General features: G+C 71.8%; 16 protein-coding genes. 7 read left to right on the top strand and 9 right to left on the bottom strand.

The features are described 5' to 3' along the window. Positions 1 to 9: 9 nt before the first annotated feature. Positions 10 to 1143 (bottom strand): ArgE/DapE family deacylase, encoded by a 1134-nt coding sequence (locus HNQ07_RS09970; RefSeq protein WP_184111249.1) that lies wholly within the window; start codon positions 1141 to 1143, stop codon positions 10 to 12. A 37-nt stretch (positions 1144 to 1180) separates the two neighbouring features. Between HNQ07_RS09970 and HNQ07_RS09965 the strand changes: the two genes are divergently transcribed. From HNQ07_RS09965 to HNQ07_RS09955, 3 genes are all read left to right on the top strand, one after another. After that, positions 1181 to 1855, top strand: coding sequence for a GntR family transcriptional regulator (locus HNQ07_RS09965; protein ID WP_184111247.1), 675 nt, complete (start codon positions 1181 to 1183; stop codon positions 1853 to 1855). Positions 1856 to 1952: 97 nt separating this feature from the next. After that, the gene (locus HNQ07_RS09960; protein WP_184111245.1) at positions 1953 to 2153 is read left to right on the top strand and encodes a hypothetical protein; all 201 of its coding nucleotides are present in this window, start codon (positions 1953 to 1955) and stop codon (positions 2151 to 2153) included. Positions 2154 to 2400: 247 nt separating this feature from the next. Continuing rightward, a complete protein-coding gene (locus HNQ07_RS09955; RefSeq protein WP_184111243.1) occupies positions 2401 to 2763 on the top strand; it encodes an SPW repeat domain-containing protein in 363 nt (120 codons plus the stop codon). 3 nt (positions 2764 to 2766) lie between these two features. Here the strand turns inward: HNQ07_RS09955 and HNQ07_RS09950 are convergent, their stop codons facing one another. Genes HNQ07_RS09950 through HNQ07_RS09930 form a run of 5 tightly spaced genes read right to left on the bottom strand, consistent with a single transcriptional unit; the run spans position 2767 to position 7998 of the window. Next, the gene (locus tag HNQ07_RS09950) at positions 2767 to 3594 is read right to left on the bottom strand and encodes a hypothetical protein (protein ID WP_184111241.1); all 828 of its coding nucleotides are present in this window, start codon (positions 3592 to 3594) and stop codon (positions 2767 to 2769) included. Between the two features lie 30 nt (positions 3595 to 3624). Beyond that, complete coding sequence (locus HNQ07_RS09945; RefSeq protein ID WP_184111240.1) at positions 3625 to 4935, bottom strand: CHASE2 domain-containing protein; 1311 nt, start codon at positions 4933 to 4935, stop codon at positions 3625 to 3627. A 26-nt stretch (positions 4936 to 4961) separates the two neighbouring features. After that, positions 4962 to 6563: a S1 family peptidase gene (locus HNQ07_RS09940; protein ID WP_184111239.1), complete on the bottom strand. Its 1602-nt coding sequence runs from the start codon at positions 6561 to 6563 to the stop codon at positions 4962 to 4964. After that, a complete protein-coding gene (locus HNQ07_RS09935) occupies positions 6560 to 7141 on the bottom strand; it encodes a hypothetical protein (protein WP_184111238.1) in 582 nt (193 codons plus the stop codon). The genes HNQ07_RS09940 and HNQ07_RS09935 overlap by 4 nt, the downstream gene beginning before the upstream one ends. Next, a complete protein-coding gene (locus tag HNQ07_RS09930; protein ID WP_184111237.1) occupies positions 7138 to 7998 on the bottom strand; it encodes a PrsW family intramembrane metalloprotease in 861 nt (286 codons plus the stop codon). Before HNQ07_RS09930 ends, HNQ07_RS09935 begins: the two co-directional genes overlap by 4 nt. 225 nt (positions 7999 to 8223) lie before the next feature. Here HNQ07_RS09930 and HNQ07_RS09925 point away from each other — a divergent pair, with 225 nt between their 5' ends. After that, complete coding sequence (locus HNQ07_RS09925) at positions 8224 to 10668, top strand: CHAT domain-containing protein (RefSeq protein ID WP_184111236.1); 2445 nt, start codon at positions 8224 to 8226, stop codon at positions 10666 to 10668. 54 nt (positions 10669 to 10722) lie between these two features. Here HNQ07_RS09925 and HNQ07_RS09920 read toward each other — a convergent pair whose 3' ends face one another. Beyond that, positions 10723 to 11013 (bottom strand): hypothetical protein, encoded by a 291-nt coding sequence (locus tag HNQ07_RS09920; protein WP_184111235.1) that lies wholly within the window; start codon positions 11011 to 11013, stop codon positions 10723 to 10725. A gap of 124 nt (positions 11014 to 11137) precedes the next feature. Between HNQ07_RS09920 and HNQ07_RS09915 the strand changes: the two genes are divergently transcribed. Continuing rightward, positions 11138 to 12703, top strand: a complete 1566-nt coding sequence (locus HNQ07_RS09915; RefSeq protein WP_184111233.1) for a choice-of-anchor I family protein — start codon at positions 11138 to 11140, stop codon at positions 12701 to 12703. 706 nt (positions 12704 to 13409) lie between these two features. On the opposite strand, the gene HNQ07_RS09910 is transcribed toward HNQ07_RS09915, so the two are convergent. Then, complete coding sequence (locus HNQ07_RS09910; RefSeq protein ID WP_229831942.1) at positions 13410 to 14174, bottom strand: PIG-L deacetylase family protein; 765 nt, start codon at positions 14172 to 14174, stop codon at positions 13410 to 13412. Between the two features lie 14 nt (positions 14175 to 14188). Next, entirely contained in the window at positions 14189 to 14668 is a 480-nt protein-coding gene (locus HNQ07_RS09905) for a MarR family winged helix-turn-helix transcriptional regulator (protein ID WP_184111229.1), read from the bottom strand. A 92-nt stretch (positions 14669 to 14760) separates the two neighbouring features. Between HNQ07_RS09905 and HNQ07_RS09900 the strand changes: the two genes are divergently transcribed. Continuing rightward, positions 14761 to 15270: a quercetin 2,3-dioxygenase gene (locus HNQ07_RS09900; protein WP_184111227.1), complete on the top strand. Its 510-nt coding sequence runs from the start codon at positions 14761 to 14763 to the stop codon at positions 15268 to 15270. Positions 15271 to 15580: 310 nt separating this feature from the next. Beyond that, entirely contained in the window at positions 15581 to 16054 is a 474-nt protein-coding gene (locus HNQ07_RS09895) for a hypothetical protein (RefSeq protein ID WP_184111225.1), read from the top strand. Positions 16055 to 16163: the final 109 nt, after the last annotated feature.

Below are 16163 nucleotides of genomic sequence, written 5' to 3'. Positions count from 1 at the left end.
GAACTCCTGTCAGGCGCAGATGGCGCGGAGGGTGGCCGTGTACACCTCACGGCACTGCTGGACGGAGTCGAGGTCCACCCATTCCTCGGTGGCGTGGGCGCCGCCTCCCGCCGGGCCGAACACGACCGTGGGGATGCCGGCGGCGGCGAGAAACGCGGAGTCCATCCAGAAGGTCTGGCCGATCACGGCGGGCGGAGTGCCGAGCACGGTCGTGGCCGCGCCGAGCACGGCCTGCACGATGGGCGCGCCCGGATCGATGCCGAAAGGATCGCGTGCCAGGGTGACGCGGTGCTCGGCGTGGAAGGTGGGGTCGGCGCGCAGGCGCGACAACAGGGCCTCGATCTCCTGCGTGACTCCGTCCGGGGTCTCACCGGGAAGGGTGCGCCGCTCCACGTGCAGCGTGGAGCGCTCCGGGTAGCTGGACAGTTCCTGCCCGCCGGTGATCAGCGAGGCGTGCACGCTGCCGTGCCCGAGGAGCGGGTGGGCCGGCCGGCTGGCGAGGGTCTGTCCGAGCGCCTCGAGTTGCCCGATCACGCGGCCCATGTGCGCGATGGCGTCCACCCCGAGGTCCGGGCGCGAGCCGTGCGCGGCGCGGCCGTGCGTGGTGATCTCGTGCCACGTGAAGCCCTTGTGTGCGGTGCACACGCTCAGTTCGGTGGGCTCCGCGACGATGGCGGCGTCGGCTCGCACCCGCTGGAGGACCGACTGCACGCCGAGGCTGGCGTGTTCCTCGTCGGCCACGGCGGTCAGGATCACGTCTCCGCGCAGCCCGGCGTCTCTGGCGTCCACCAGGGCCAGCAGGCACGCCGCGAGCCCGCCCTTCATGTCGTAGGTGCCGCGGCCGGACATGCGCCCGCCCTGCACCACCGGATCAAACGGCCGGGCCATGCCCTCGGTGCCGACGGTGTCGAGGTGGGCATTGAGCATCACCGAGCGGCCGCCGCCCGTGCCGGGCACGCGCGCGATCACACTGACGCGGCCGGGGGCGGCCTCGTCCAGTTCGGCGGCGATGCCGCGGGCCGCGAGCCACCCACCCACGAAGCGGGCGATGCCGCCCTCCCCCGCGCCACCAGGCACCAGCGAGGGATTGGTGGAGTCGGAGCGGACCAGCGCCGCCAGCAGATCGGAAAGCGTCTCGGACACAGTGATATATTACATATCATATAGACTCGGGGCGACGATGCCCATTCCCCCCACGGCCCCGAAGCGCGCCCGGTCCCTGGCCCGCGACGACGTGTACATGCAGCTCAGCACGTGGATCATCGACGGCACCCTCCAGCCCGGCGAGGCGCTGCGCGACCTCGACATCGCCGGCCGGCTCGGCGTGAGCCGCACGCCCGTGCGCGAGGCCCTGCGCCGCCTGGAGGACGAGGGCCTGATCGAGACGGCGCTGAACCGCTGGACCCGCGTGGCCCCCCTGGACGCCGCGCGGGCCGCCGACCTCTACCCGGTGGTGGAGGCGCTGGAGATGCTCGCTCTGCGCCTCGCCATGCCGGCCCTCACTGGGCCGGATATCACACACCTGCGTGACCTGAACGCCCAGCTCGGGGCCGCCCTCCAGCACGGAGACGCCCGCGCGGCCGTGGAGGCGGACATGGCCTTCCACGGCGTGTGGACCGAGCGCGCCGGCAACCGCGAGCTGCACCACACCCTGCATGCCCTCAAACGCAAACTGCGCCGCATCGAACTCGCGTACTTTCACGCGGGCAGCGCCGGCACGGAATCGGTGGAGGAACACGCGGTCCTGCTGCATGCCCTGCACGCCGGGGACGTGGAGGCCAGTGTCCGCGCCCTGCACGCCAACTGGCAGGGAAGCCTGCGCCGCCTCCAGCACAGCGGTCTTGGGCTGACGTGAGCCGGTCGGGCAGAGGCCAGCGCGGACCGCCGCGTGCACCGGGTCCAGCGGGCCGAGCGGCCTCTCCCGTACCCTGACCCGGACCGAGGAGGACGTCATGGCCGAACACACACACGAGGGCACGTCGACTGCCGGCAACTTCCAGGAAGCGCTGGACCGGGCCATCCACGCCGCCCACGAGCGAGCGAACACGGGCGGAGCGGACATCCAGGTGCACTGGCGCCTCGACGAGGTGACCGGGGTGTCCGGCGGCATCACGGGTGACCGCTCCATCAAGGTGAAGATCCGGACGACGTGAGCCGCGGTCGAGCGGCTGGATGTCCGTTCTGCAGACCAGGTGGGGCCGCCATGCAAATTGGCTGAACTCGCGTTGAGGAAAGTCGGGCCGTGTGGCTGGGCCGGGCCAACGCGGCTCCACGCCCGTGTCATCGCCGGACCCACCGGATACGCGACGGTGGCAGGGCCGAGCGTCCGGCGGCGGCCACCAGCGAAGGCAGCGGGCCTCTGCGGTCCGGCCAAGTCGGCCCCGCTCACCGGAGGGAACGATGGCCAGACCGATTTCCAGACCCGTGCATGGAGTCGCGGATTATGCGTACGTCGCGGCCGTGTTCGCGGCCCCCAACCTCCTGGGCTTCGAGGACGAGCCGCGCGCCGTGCTGCTGTGCCGGGCGCTGAGCGCCGGCATCCTGGTGTCCACCGTCCTGACCCGGGCGGAGTGGGGCGTCGTGCGCGTCGTGCCGTTCCGCGCGCATCTGGCGCTGGACATGCTGGTCAGCGTCGCCACCGTGGGGGCGCCGTGGCTGCTGGGGTTTGCCCACCATCGCCGGGCGCGGTCAACCGTGGTGGCCGTCGGGCTGTTCGGGCTCGGCGTGGCGCTGCTGTCCCGGCCGGAGGAACTGCCCGAGTAGCGCCTACTGGCCGCCGGCCGCGGCGGGTGGCTGAACCACGAAGCACGTCCGGATGGCGGCCAGGAGCTGTGTGGCCGCGTCGACCTCATCGGCCTGAAGGAGCAGCGAGTACGCGGGCAGGGCATAGTCGATCAGGCCGGTCTCCAGCAGGCGCTGGGCCTGCTCGGCGGGCGGCGTAGCGCGGCTCGCGTCGTCGAAGACCACGCGGGAGACGGCACCGCGGTACAGCAACTTGCCCGTGCCGTCGCGGACGACTATGTGGTCCGCGCGTTCGAATGCTGTCACCGGCACCGCGAAGCCGAGGCCGGGCCGTGCCTGCTCCGCGCGGTACAGGGTCTCGTTGCCGGCCCCGACGACCTCCACGGTGTTCGGGTACGGACGGGACGCGACCGGCACCATGACGGCGTCCAGGGTGTAGGTGCTGGGCAGCGCCACGCGCGGCGGCTGGTCGCCGCAGCGGCCCTCGCCGCGCGACTCGGCGTTCACAGTGCCGGCCTTGCGGCTGGTCGGCAACCACGACGCGGCGAGCGACACCAGGCTGGCGAGCAGGGACCGCGGGGCCGGCACCTGGTAGCACTGCCCCGCGGTCAGCGGGTGGCGCACCCCGCCGTCCGACACGCCTGCCGAGCCGGTGCTGACGCACACCTGTGTGCCGGGCTCCAGCGGCCGCTGCTGCGGCCCTGTGATCTGCACCGCGCTTGGCTGGAGGACGGCCACCGCGCCCGCCGGCAGCGTGAGCTGCGGCGACGCGGCGGCCGCCGCCGGGCTGCACAGCAGGAGCAGCCCCACGAGGAGCGGGTGCGGACGGCAACGTGCGGCGGGTTGGGGCATGACGGGTCCTCCTGGCGGGCGGAATGACGCTCAGTTGAGCAGTTTGGCCATCTTGAGGGTCTTGGTGGCGAGCTGGTTCAGGCGGCGGCCCAGCGCCAGCCGGGCGAGTTCCAGACTGACGATCGGCAGCGCGAAGTCGAGGAAACGCCCCGCATAGCGGTAAGCCAGGAACGCCGCGCCGAACAGCAGGCCCCACATGATCGGGTGCTCGAACACGTCGCCCACCTGGCGCCGCACGCCCAGCCGCGTCAGGCCGCGGGTGAGCAGACCACTCAGCAGCGGTGCGGCCAGGATCGCCAGCAGCATGGCCGCAAAGGCCAGCAGCGACGACGCGATGGGATCGAGCGCGACCACCGGGTGGCGGTAGGCGAGCAGGGTCATCAGGGCGTTGAGGTGGAGTTCAACGCCGGGCAGCGACCCCACGGCGCTGCCGTGCATGTCCAGGTTGTCAGCATCGGTGCGGCCGACCACGACGAGCGCGCCGGGCTCGAGGACCGGCGCGTCCTGCGCGAGCACCGTGCGGGCGCTGATCACGCTCAGGCCGGGCCACGCGTACGTCCGGGCGCCGCTGGTCGGCACCTCGTGGAACACGATGGGCTCGCCGTACAGCGCCGTGCGGTAGACGTCGCGCGGGGGCGAACTGCCGCGCCGCGCGTCCGGACACTGGAAGCCGCCGGGCTGCGACGCCTGGAACAGCGCCTCGGACACCGGATACGGCCCGTCGGCCCAGCGGCGGGGCACGCGCCGCACCGTGTCACCGCTGTCGGTGATCACGGCCGGCGTCACCCAGCACGCGGCGCCGAAGCGGCTGAGCGGTTCCCCGAACACCGCCGGCTGCGACAGCAGGACGGGAAAGGCGTGGGGCGCGCGCAGCGCCGTCAGCAGCGCCTCGTCGCCGGCCGAGCGCGGAAAGCGGGCGGTCCCCCGCCGGTCGAGCACGGGTTCCTGGCTGGGCGCGCTGAGGTTCAGGTCCACGTACACGGCGCGCGGCTGCGTGGCCGCCACCCGCGTGAGCAGGTCCGCGAGCACGCCGCGGTGGAACAGGTACGGGCTGATGTTCGCGGCCTGGACCGTGTCGTCGTCGATATCGACGAACACCACGGGCGGCGTGCCGGCGGGCGGGGCGACCGGGCTGGCGAAGTGGTACTCCAGGGACGCGAGCGCGTCGTAGGCCTGGTCCTGCGCGTCGGCCAGCGTGTCGGAGAACCAGCCCAGGCGTCCCTCGGTGACTGCCCACGACAGGAACAGGAACACGACCACCGCCACCGCGCTTTCCCGCACCGCCTGAATCCACGGGCGCGGCGCAGGCGTCGCTGCGGCGTCCGCAGCGGGAGTGTCCACGGCAGGAGGCGGCGTCCGGGGCGCGCTCATTGGGAGCGTTGCAGGGCGACGGGCTCCAGCGCCAGCGGGGTCGGATCGTCCGCCGTCACGTCGACCGGTCCATCGGTGATGCGGTAGTCCTTCGCCGCGAACACCGCGTGGTACGTCTGCCCGCGCGGCAGTGGGGGCGTGGTCTGGTACGCCCCGGAGGCGTCCGTGGTGGCCTGCGCGGCGACCTGGGCGGGCGGGTAGCCGGCCGCCGTCCAGTCCTGGAGCTGGACGCCGGGTTTGAGCAAGATCACCAGCGCGTCCGGAATCGGCTGCGAGCTGTCGGCGTCCTGCACGGCGCCCCGGATCACGACGTCCGGGGCCACCGGCGCTGGGGGCGCGGCCGGAGGCGCCACGGCGGGTGTGGCCGCGCCGATCTGGAAGGCGCCCTGCGACGTGAGCTGCCCGGCCACGTAGACCGACCACCCGTAGCGGCCATCCGGCAGCGTGCGGCCCTCGGCGGCGCTGAGGGTGTCCTGCAACGTGCCCTTCTGGCCGAGCGTCCACGCAGTTCCGCCCGTCGCGCCGGCCGCCGCCTGGCCCTGGTAGGTCCACACGCTGCCCCAGTCGGCGCCGGCTGTCATGCTCTGGAACGGCGCCAGCGCCACCACCTGCCGCAGGCCCGACGGCAGCGGCGTGCCCTCCGGCGCGGCGGGGCTGGCCGCGTCCGCGTGGAACGTGACCGGCCCGATCCGCGCCGTCCCGGTGGCCGGGGCCGCAGCCGGGGGCGGCGTCGCGGCCGTGCTAAGGCCCGGCGGCTGGGCGGGCGTCTGGGCGTCGGCCAGGGTGGGGGCCGGCAGCGCGAGGGCCTGCTGGAGGTACGGCACCGCCACGTTGATCATGCGGATGCGGCTGATCTTGCCGGACCCGCCCTCGTCCGTGCGTGCCCACGTGGGAATGCCGATGTGTTGCCCCTGGTCGTTGATGGCCAGGCCGCCGGAGTTGCCGTGGTTGACCTCCGCGTCGGTCTTGAACGCGTCGGGAGTGCCGTCGTGGTTCTCGTCGTCGAAGCCGGAGATGCGGCCCTCGGTGAGCGTGATGGTGTCGCCGCCGAGCGACGGGTAGCCCAGCACGCGCACGTTCTGCCCGAGCCGGACGGCGTCGGAGTTCGCCAGCGGCAGGGGCAGCAGCGGCAGCGGCCCGGCCGGCAGGGGACCGGGCCGGTCGGGGTCGCCGCTGAAGGTGCCGAAGATGCGGATCACGGCCACGTCCAGCGTGGGTTCGCCCACCACCACCCGCGCCACGTACGCGAAGGCCGGCGCCTGCCGCGGGTCGCGCGTGGGGGCCACGAACACCCAGCCGCGCGCGTTGTTCAGCGCGCGGCTCTTGGACTGCAGGCCCGCGTCCTTGCCCACGCAGTGCCAGTTGGTGAGCAGGGTGCGGTCGTCCCCGACCACCACGCCGGTGCAGCCGGCCCCCTTGTCGCTGCCCTCCTGCAGCGTGAAGAGGTGCGCGGTGGACAGCAGCGCCCGGTCCAGGCCGTCGCCCGGATCGGCCCCGACGCCCTGGGCCGGCACCGGCGCGCCGCTCAGCCCGACGGCCAGCAGCACGCCCAGCCACGCGGCCCCGCGCCCGATTCCCCGCGTGCGCCCTGCGCTCACGGCTGCCCCCACGCCGCGACCAGCCGCTTCGTCAGGGCATCGAGGCCGGCTGCGCCGCCATCCGCCCGCCCGGCCACCGTCAGGACGTACACGCCGTCCTGGGCGACCACCAGCGTGTCGGTCGCGCGGATCACGACCGGCAGCGCTCCCGGCGGGGAGTCCGCTAAGTAGGCGTACTCCAGCCGCGCTCCCGGCCGGCCCAGCGCGGTGGTGCGCGTCTGGCTCAGGATGCGGAAGCCGGTCATGGCCTGGCCACGGGTCAGCGACCACACCGACAGGGCGGCCATCGCGTCCTGCGGCGCCGCCTGGTCCACGGCGATCAGGTCGCCGGCACCCAGCCGCCGGACCTCCACGCGGTCTCCATACGCCCCGGCCGCGAGGTCTGCCGCCGCGAAGGTGCCGGCATCCGCGGCGCCCTGCGGCGCCCAGCGGGCCGGGTACGCGAGGTGCGTGCGGCCCACGCTGGCGGTGGCGGTGCGGCCGGCCTCGGCCCGCTGCAGGACGCTGCCCAGCAGCAGCGACGCCGCCACCAGCACCCACACCGGCCAGTCCAGCCGACGCCGGATCGCGGCCGTCACGGAGCGCTCCCGCCCGCCGGGTGCTCGGCGGCCCAGCGTTCGTCCGCGGCGTTCAGGCCGCGCATGCGGGTGAACAGGAACGCGAAGGTCGTCCCGGCGACAAGCACAGCCAGCACCAGGCCGTACTCGGGCCGGAAGTCCAGCCCCCCGACCCACGGCAGGTCGCGCAGCATGACGCTGACCGCGCCGTTCAGCAGCGCCGCGCCGCCCACGGCAGCCGGCAGCCACAGCGCCGGGCGGCGGTCGAACTTCGCGCGTCCCAGCGCGTACCCGCTCAGCCCGGCGAAACTGGCCTGAGCGAGCGCCGTGATCGCCACGCGGATCGCGCCCACGCCCAGGTCCACGCCGCCGTGGTCCAGGATGTACTGCACGTTCAGCACGGTCGCGTAGCCCAGGCCCGCCGACGCGCCGTACAGCACGCCGTCGATGCGGTGGTCGAACTGCGGCGTCGTGTAGACCGTATAGCGCACGGCCGCGTACTTCAGGAACTCCTGCACCATGCCTACCACCAGCACCGCCGTCGCCACGCCCACCAGCCACGACGGGTCCGGCCCGGTCAGCAGCCGGATCAGCGGCTGCCCGACCGCCTGCGCGAGCAGCGCCGCGAGCACGAAGACGCCCAGCACCAGCGTTTTGGGTTCGGGTTCCAGCCGGTCCTCGCGGTAGAACGCCAGAAGCCACAGGACCGCCGGCACCGCGGCCATGACCAGCCCGACCGCGACCAGGCCGGCGCCCGTCAGCGTGCCGCCGAGCGCGCGGTCGGCCAGGGCGGCCACGAGGACGAACAGCGGAATGCCGATCACCTGCGCCCACACCGAGGTGACGGTCACCTTCAGGCGGCGGGTCGGCGCGGTCATGGCCGCGCTCCACGCGGCGTCGCGGGGGGTCGGGTCGGGAGGGAGGCGGCAGAGCGGGAGCGGGCGGTGGCGGATGTGGGATACAAATCGGCCCTCCAAGAATCATGACCGTGGGCTGAGCGTGGCATTAAGATAGCGGTGATGCCCCACCCCCTCAAGGCGCCTTGCCCTCCACCAGGTCGCGCCCCTGTCGGGGGTGGGCGGGGGAGACGGCGGCCCCGGTCCGTGTGGACGCTGGCCGTCACGGCGCTGCTGTGGAGCGCTCCAGCGGCGGCGCAAGTGCCCTCCACGCAGGGCGGCGTCACGGCCACCGTCCCCGCGGCAGCCGACGAGGCACTTGAGGCGCAGGGGCTGTCCCTGCTGGAACGCAGTGACCTGACCGGCGCGCTGTCAGCATTCCAAGCGGCGCTGCCGCTGCGCGAGGCCCGGCTCGGCCCCGACGCTGCCGGGCTGGGCGCGCTGCTGGAGCGCGTGGGGGAGACCCAGTACCACCTCGGCCGGACCGCGGAGGCCCTGGTCACCTTCCAGCGTGTGCTGGCCGCTGCCGAGCGGCGGGATGGAGCGGCCTCACCCGCGGCGGCGGTCGCGCTGGCCACCGTGGGCCTGGTGCTCCTCGACACCGGCGACCTGATCCAGGCCCAGAGCACGCTGGGCGCCGCACTGGCCCGCCTGGACGCGCTGAATCCGGCGGGGACCCTGGACACCGGCGTGGTGCTGTTCGGCCTGGGCCGCCTGGCCGTCCGTCAGGGCGACGACCTGCGGGCGCTCACGTCCCTCCTGCGCGCGCTGCCCCTGTATGAGGCGGCCCACGGCCCCGGCGCGCCGGAGACCGCTGCCCTCCAGGAGACGCTGGGGCTGGCTGAACTGCGCCTGCGGCTCACGCTGCCCGCCCGGCAGCACCTCGTGGCCGCCCTGGATACTGTCCAGCGCCGCTACGGCCCGGACGCTCCGGCCACCGGCCGGCTCGCGGCCGCGCTGGCCGTGGCCTACACCGACAGTCCGCCCGGCACCCAGGACTACGGGCAGGCGATGACGTACCACCGGCTGTTCACCCGGGCGTTCTTCGCCAGCCAGCAGGCGGCGTTCCGGACGCTCGACAGTGCCGGCAAGGTGCAGTTCAACGCGCAGGCCCGCGAGCAGTTCACGCGGTACTTCGAGGCGGTGTTCATCGAGCGCATGGTGGACGAGGCCGCCAGCCGCCCGCTCGTGCGCGAGGCCTTCGACAGCTGGCTTTCCTTCAAGGGCTCGGCGTCCGCCCTGGAAAACGGCCTCTCGGCGCTGCTCTCACGGGCCGACGCGCCGCTGCGGGCGCAGGTCCAGACGTACCTCGACCTGCGCGGCGAACTGGCGACGCTCTCCACCGCCCCGCCGCTCACGGTGCAGGACGCGGCGCGCACCGCCGCCCGCCTGGGCGACCTGCACGCCCGCATCGCGGCGCTCGAGTCGGCGCTCTCCGGTCAGCTCGGCCGCTTCCAGGACACGCTGCTGCCCGGCCGCGTCACCCTGGACGACCTGCAGGCCGTCCTGCGGCCCGGCGAGGTCTACCTCGACTATGTCTGGACCGACACGAACGTGTTCGCGTACGCCCTGACCTGGGACGGGCGCTTCGAGGTGCAGTGGCTGCCGCTGATGGGCAAGCTTGCAGCCACCTACGAGGAGCTGCGGCGCGGCGCCGAGGCCGGACAGAGCCTGGACGCCCTGCGGCCCCAGGCCACGTTCCTGTACGACATGCTGATCCGGCCGCTGGCGGGCACCTTCCAGGGGGCCACGTCCGTGATCGTCTCGCCGGACGGCCCGCTGAACTTCCTGCCCTTCGAACTGCTGTCAGACGGCCAGCAGCCGCTGCTGGAGCTCTACGCGCTGCGCTACGTGCCCAGCGGCCGCGACCTGCTGCGCCTGCGGCGCCGGCCACCCGCGACCGGCGCCGGCCCCGCTGCCGTCTTCGGGAACCCCGCGTACTGGGCGGCGCCGGCAGTCCAGATGCCCGCCCCCCCGGCCACGGGCGCCCGCAGCGCGACCACGCCCGCGGCACCCACCGAGCCGGCCGCCACGCTGTCCGAGGTGCTGCGCGGTACGGTCTTCGCCGCGCTGCCCGGCACCGAGACGGAGGCGCGCACGGTCGCCACCCTGCTGGGCCGCGACACGCGCGTGTACCTGAACGCGGCGGCCAGCGACGGCAACCTCTTCGCGCTCACGTCGCCCCGCGTGCTCCACATCGGTACGCACGGCTTCTTCCTGCAGGACGCGTGGGAGCGCCAGGCCCTGCCGGACCCCATGCTCCGTACCGGTCTGGCGCTCGCCGGGGCGCAGACGGCCGTCAGCGAGGGCGACAGCGAGGGCCTGCTCACCGGCCTGGAGCTGGCGGGCCTGCACCTGGAGGCCACGGATCTCGTGGTGCTGTCGGCCTGCGACACCGGGCTGGGCGACGCTGTGGCCGGCGAGGGCGTGGCCGGCCTGAACCAGGCGTTCCTGAGTGCCGGCGCCCGGCACATCGTGCTCAGCCAGTGGAAGGTCCCGGACGCCGAGACCGCCCAGCTGATGGCCGCGTTCTACGCCGAGTACGCGCGCGGCACCGAGGCGGCCGAGGCCCTGCGAGACGCCAAGCTGACCCTGCGGCGCCGGGGTCTGCCGCCGCGGGACTGGGCGGCGTTCCTGCTCAGCGGCGGGTAGGGCACGTCATCTCGGCGCCGGCCGTGGGGTTCGCCCGACGGCGACCCCGGACAGTCACGCTGGCCACGCGGCCCGGATCACCCGCGCGCTGAAGAACACCTGCAGGGCGACCAGCAGCCACAGGGTCACGGTCGCCAGCACGGGCAGCGGCCTGGAGCGCAGCGGCCCGGCGATCACCCACGTGAACCCGGCCTGCGCCGCGACGCGCAGGACCATGGCCAGCACCGTCCACAGGAAGCCGCGGTTAATCCCAATCGCGGCCGACGCGAGCAGCGCGAGCCCACACGCCACCAGAATGGCGCCCTGAAGTTGCCTCTTGGAGAGGCCGGAAGGCTGGAAGCGCATGGCTCAGTCATACCAGTTCCCGCGCCGGCCGGAACGTCCGCGACCGGTACTCCCCCCGGACGCCGTGGCTCCACCGCGCCGCTTTCCTGACGCTCCCCTGACGCGCGGACCGTAGTTCAGGGGCATGCGTACCCCCGCCCTGACGGCACTTGTCCTGAGTCTGAGCCTGACCGCCTGTGCCCGCATGGAGGGGCCGAGCCTGCCGCTGGTCACCACGCTGGACTTCACCTCGTTCGACGCCCAGCAGGGGACGTTGAAGCTGCGTGGCGGCACGCCCAGCGGCCTGCTCTCCAAGGACGCCGAGCCCGAGTACATCACGGTCAGCGCCGACGGCCGCGCCGCCTACGTGACCCTCCAGGAGAGCAACGCCGTCGCGACGGTGGACCTCACGTCGGGCCGGATCACCAAGGTGTCGAATCTCGGTCTCAAGGACCACTCGGTGGCGGGAGCGGCGCTCGATCCGAGCGACAAGGACGGCGGCGTTCACATCGCCACGTGGCCCGTGTACGGCGCGTACATGCCCGACGCCATCGCCAGCTTCACCGGCGGCGGAAAAACCTATCTGATCACGGCCAACGAGGGAGACTCCCGCGGATACACCGGCTTTACGGACGAGGCGAAGGTCAGCGCCCTCAAGCTCGACCCGACCGTCTTCCCAAACGCGGTCGCGTTGCAGGCGGACAGCGCCCTGGGCCGCCTCACGGTGAGCCGCGTGGACGCGGACACCGACGGTGACGGCGACGCCGACCGCCTCGTCGCGTTCGGTGCGCGCAGCGTGAGCGTGTGGACCACGGACCTGACGCGGGTGGCCGACACCGGTGACCTGTTCGAGCGGAAGACGGCCGAACTCGTGCCCAGCGCGTTCAACTCCAACGGAACGGCGAGCACCTTCGACACCCGCAGCGACAACAAGGGCCCCGAACCCGAGGGCGTGACGGTCGCCACCGTGGGCGGTCGGCCCCTCGCGTTCGTGGGCCTGGAACGTACCGGCGGCGTGATGGTGCTGGATCTCAGCACCCCGGCGCAGCCGACGTTCGTGTCCTACGCGAACACCGTGGACGTCACTGCCACCCCGGCGAGCGGCGCCGCGGGCGACCTGGGTCCCGAGGGCCTGCTCTTCATCCCGGCGGACCAGAGCCCGGACGGCCAGCCCATCCTGGTGGTGGCGAACGAGGTCAGTGGCAGCACGACCCTCTACCGGGTCTCGACCACGGGCACGTTGACCCGGATCGGGCGGTACCAGGTCACTCCCTACGCGTACGACCAGGGCGCTGCGGAGATTCCCGCGTACGATTCCGCCAGTAAACGGCTGTTCGTGGTGAACGGGGCGACCAAGGGGCTGGACATCCTGAACATCGCCGACCCGACGGCGCCCGCGCTGGCCGGACAGGTGAACCTCGGCGCCTACGGCGCGTCGGCCAACAGCGTCACCGTGAAGAACGGCGTGGTCGCGGTGGCGGTGCAGGCCGCCGTCAAGACCGATCCCGGCAAGGTGGCCTTCCTGAACGCGGACGGCAGCGAGCGGGCGCCGGCGGTCACGGTCGGAGCGCTGCCCGACATGCTGACCTTTACGCCGGACGGCTCGCTGCTGCTCACCGCCAACGAGGGTGAGCCGAACGACGACTACAGCGTGGACCCGGCCGGCAGTGTCAGCGTGATCAACGTGGCGAAGGCCCTGGCCAAGAAGTAGGGACCCGGCCGCGACGCCGCTTCGGTGGTCATCATTGGCACGTCACCAGGGCCTGATGCCACTGGTCTCGACGTGCTTCACCCACAAGCGACTGCCGGCAACCACGGTGGCTCGGGTCGTGGGCGATGATGCATCCCGCTCGGATGGATTCCCGGGTGACGCAAATCCCGTGTTGCGGCAGCGGTTTCCCGGCATCCCGGTAGCTCGGCTTGAGCCAGTGAAGGAGCCACACGGCGTAGCCGGTTACGGCAAGGGGGAAGCGGTGGTCGGCAGGCGTTTGACCGCTCAGTACCGGATCACGCCCGGCCAATAACTCGCCACGACCCTCTGGAAAAATGTGCCGCTGGAGTCCTGCTTCATTGTGACCCGGACTTGGTTTCCGTGCACGACTGCACGTCGGCGCTGCTTGGCAGGACCCTGCGCACGTGGCTGGACGTGCCCCAACTCAGGCCCGCGCCGCTGCGCTGAGCACCAGGGCGCTATGAGCCCGAATGTGTCCAAGGTGGTGATCACATCCAGCGCATGATCCCAGCGCCGCCCCTACGGCCCACCAAGCGATTGAAGCCGCGCGGGGCGCGGTCGAGTTGCTGGCAGAGAGCCCGGCCCTGACGCGGGCGGATCACGTCGCGCCGGGGACTGACACCACCCGTTGGCGTGCCCTGTCCCACGCTTCAAAACGGGTCATGCCGACCGGCTTCTACGGCCTTCACAGGCCCTCGAAGACGTCCTCGACCGGCCAGCGTGGCAAGGGGCCCCGGCTCCCGGCCAGCACGAAGATTCCCCAGTCGAGGGCCACCCCGTACACACCGTTCAGCACCTCCTCAGGCAGCCGGCTGAGGGCCTGTGAGGTGTGCGCGCGTGCGGCCGCGATTACAGTAGGCCGCTGGCCCCGGGTGTCAATCCGCGCGGCCACGCCCGACTCGGCCGTCGCGTACTGCCGGGGGTCCAGATCGACCCACGGACCCGTCGGCAGCGACGTCAGGCCTTCCATCAGTGCCAGTGACCGCGCCGCCAGGAACAGCCGCTGGGGTGGGTCCGGCAGGTACCCGCTGAACTGGAAGGCTGCACACGTCGCCTGGAACATCCGGAGTTTGTCTGGGTGGCCGTTGCCGCCTCTGGGATCGAAGGTGAGCAGGACCTGCGGCCGTTCCTGCGCGATCACCGCGAGTAGGCGTTGTTCGATCTCCAAGTGCGGAGCGTTCACCAGGGCCAACGGGTCCGTCCTGTTGGTGGCGTTCAGCCCTCCGGAGTCGTGATAGTCGAGAAATACTGGTGGGGGAAGGCCCAGAGCCGTGCAGGACTCACGGAGTTCGTGTTCGCGCACGGCAGCAGCGTCTGACGGTCCAAGGAGCGGCTGACCTTCCCCACGGGTGGCGCAGACCACGGTGACCTTCACGCCTTGCGCTGCGTAATAGGCCAGGGTGCCACCAAAATTGAACACCTCATCGCTGGGATGAGCGATCACGGCCATGAGCGCTGGTGGGCTCATCGGGAATCACCTGTCTGAAGCTGGGCATTCAGGCGCCGCAGGAGCTGGATCAGGAGGTCGAAGTCGCCCTGGCCCATCTCGCGTGCCCAGTCGTTCTGGAGCTCGGTGATGGCCGCGCGGGCCACGCCCTCCGCCGCGCGTCCCAGGGGCGTGAGCTGAAGAATCTTGGCCCGGCCGTCCAGGGGATCGCTGACACGTTCCACGTACCCTGCGCCTTCCAGGTGATCGACGAGATAACCCATCGACTGCTTGGTCATCAGTCCCCGGGCAGCGAGATCGACCAGCCGCGCGCCCCCGCCCCCCAGGAGACGGAAGACGATCTGGTGGGCGGGTCGGATGTCGGTGTGGCCCGCCCGGTGGAGGGCGGCATTGACCCGTTCATCGACCACCTGGAAGGGCCGGGACAGCAGCAGCCCGATCAGAGGTGCCTGGTTTTGGTCAGAAGACTTGACTATCGGATCGGTTCCCCGTACCATTTCGTCAGACAATCTTACTTCTTTTGCGCCGTCCCTGCAAGCCGCGTCCATTGCTGACGTGGGCCGTCCCTGTGCCGTCCAGGAGGACATCCATGACGCTTCCCTACATCCGCCGCGCCGCTCCGGACACGACTCACCTGTACCTGGGTCAGCCCCAGACGGTCCTGGCCCGCACCCTGGACACCGGAGGGGCATTCGCCGTGGTCGAGGAAGTCATGCGGGCCGGACTGGAGCCCCCCCTGCATACCCACACCCGAGAAGACGAGGCCTTCTACGTGCTGGACGGTCAGCTCGACTTTCAGATCGGGAACGAGCATCGCCGCGCCACCCCAGGCGACTTCGTGTACCTGCCCAGGGGAATGCCTCACGCCTTCAAGGTCGTCACGCCGACCGCCCGCATGCTGGTGCTGCTCACGCCAGGCGGCTTCGAGGCCTTCTTCGGGGCGATGGCTACGCCTCTACAGGACGATCCGCTGCTCCCCACGCCAGCAGACTTCCAGCGCCTGGTGAGCGAGGCCCCGGCCTACGGTATCCAGTGGGCGATGCCCGCCACCGCAGATCAAGCCCCGCAGGGGTCGATGTTCCCGGAAGGAGCATCATGACCACGCTTCTGCGGCTGAGCGTCGTGGGCCTTGCGCTTGCTTCCGCCATGACGGGGTGTGCCCCGACGGTGCTGGCGCACACGCTCCAAGACGCGTCCTCTCCCTTCAACGGATCGGTGGTGTCGACCATGGCCACCGTATCGGCCGCCGGCGAAATTCAGAGCGTCAGCGTGAGGGCGCCCTACGCCGCCCTGGTCGGCGCGCCCATGACCCAGCACATGAACGCCGCTCCCAGCATCGTCGCGGTGGACTTCCCCGACGAGGTCAAGGCCCAGACCTTTTCGATCACTTCGAGATTGACTGGATGCCGATGGGCCACGAACCGGATCGCTACGGCCCTCCCCACTTCGACTTTCACTTCTACGGCGTGGACACCGCTGCCGTGGCCGCTGTGGACTGCCAGGATGCCACTCAACCCGATCCGGCCACGGTACCTGCGGGCTGGGCGCCGCCGGTGCCGCCAGGCGTGCCCGACCCCACGGTCATGTGCGTTCCCCACATGGGGTATCACGCCCTCCCGCTGACGGAGTTCAGCGGCCCGGGCCAGTTCCAGGCCGGGGCGTTCGATCAGGTGATGGTCGCCGGGTTCTACCGGGGCCAGCTCACGTTCATCGAGCCGATGGTGACCCTGGCGGCGCTTGAACGGAAGAGTGACTTCGTGCTGCCGGTGCCGCGGCCGCGGCTGGGACGGCCCACCCGGTATCCCACCACCTTCAAGGGCACGTACGATGCTGGCACGGACTCGTACACCCTGACCTTCTCCTCTTTCGAGTTCAGGGACTGAGACCAGGATGCGGCTGATCACCGCGCACATGGATGAGGTGGAACCTCAAACGCGCCGGTCGTGTTGGTCTGGAATGGAAGAAGGCGACCCGAAGATCGCCTTTGATTTC

This window comes from Deinococcus metalli (genome assembly GCF_014201805.1).
GTDB lineage: Bacteria > Deinococcota > Deinococci > Deinococcales > Deinococcaceae > Deinococcus > Deinococcus metalli.
This window is presented reverse-complemented; position numbering and strand designations above follow the sequence as displayed.

Bases quoted from the DNA above. Each gene is read 5' to 3' on its own strand.
- HNQ07_RS09910 (WP_229831942.1), bottom strand. From the start codon at position 14,174: ATGGCCGTGATCGCTCATCCCAGCGATGAGGTGTTCAATTTTGGTGGC.
- HNQ07_RS09915 (WP_184111233.1), top strand. From the start codon at position 11,138: ATGCGTACCCCCGCCCTGACGGCACTTGTCCTGAGTCTGAGCCTGACC.
- HNQ07_RS09900 (WP_184111227.1), top strand. From the start codon at position 14,761: ATGACGCTTCCCTACATCCGCCGCGCCGCTCCGGACACGACTCACCTG.
- HNQ07_RS09905 (WP_184111229.1), bottom strand. From the start codon at position 14,668: ATGGTACGGGGAACCGATCCGATAGTCAAGTCTTCTGACCAAAACCAG.
- HNQ07_RS09955 (WP_184111243.1), top strand. From the start codon at position 2,401: ATGGCCAGACCGATTTCCAGACCCGTGCATGGAGTCGCGGATTATGCG.
- HNQ07_RS09950 (WP_184111241.1), bottom strand. From the start codon at position 3,594: ATGCCCCAACCCGCCGCACGTTGCCGTCCGCACCCGCTCCTCGTGGGG.
- HNQ07_RS09920 (WP_184111235.1), bottom strand. From the start codon at position 11,013: ATGCGCTTCCAGCCTTCCGGCCTCTCCAAGAGGCAACTTCAGGGCGCC.
- HNQ07_RS09960 (WP_184111245.1), top strand. From the start codon at position 1,953: ATGGCCGAACACACACACGAGGGCACGTCGACTGCCGGCAACTTCCAG.
- HNQ07_RS09930 (WP_184111237.1), bottom strand. From the start codon at position 7,998: ATGACCGCGCCGACCCGCCGCCTGAAGGTGACCGTCACCTCGGTGTGG.
- HNQ07_RS09895 (WP_184111225.1), top strand. From the start codon at position 15,581: ATGGGCCACGAACCGGATCGCTACGGCCCTCCCCACTTCGACTTTCAC.
- HNQ07_RS09965 (WP_184111247.1), top strand. From the start codon at position 1,181: ATGCCCATTCCCCCCACGGCCCCGAAGCGCGCCCGGTCCCTGGCCCGC.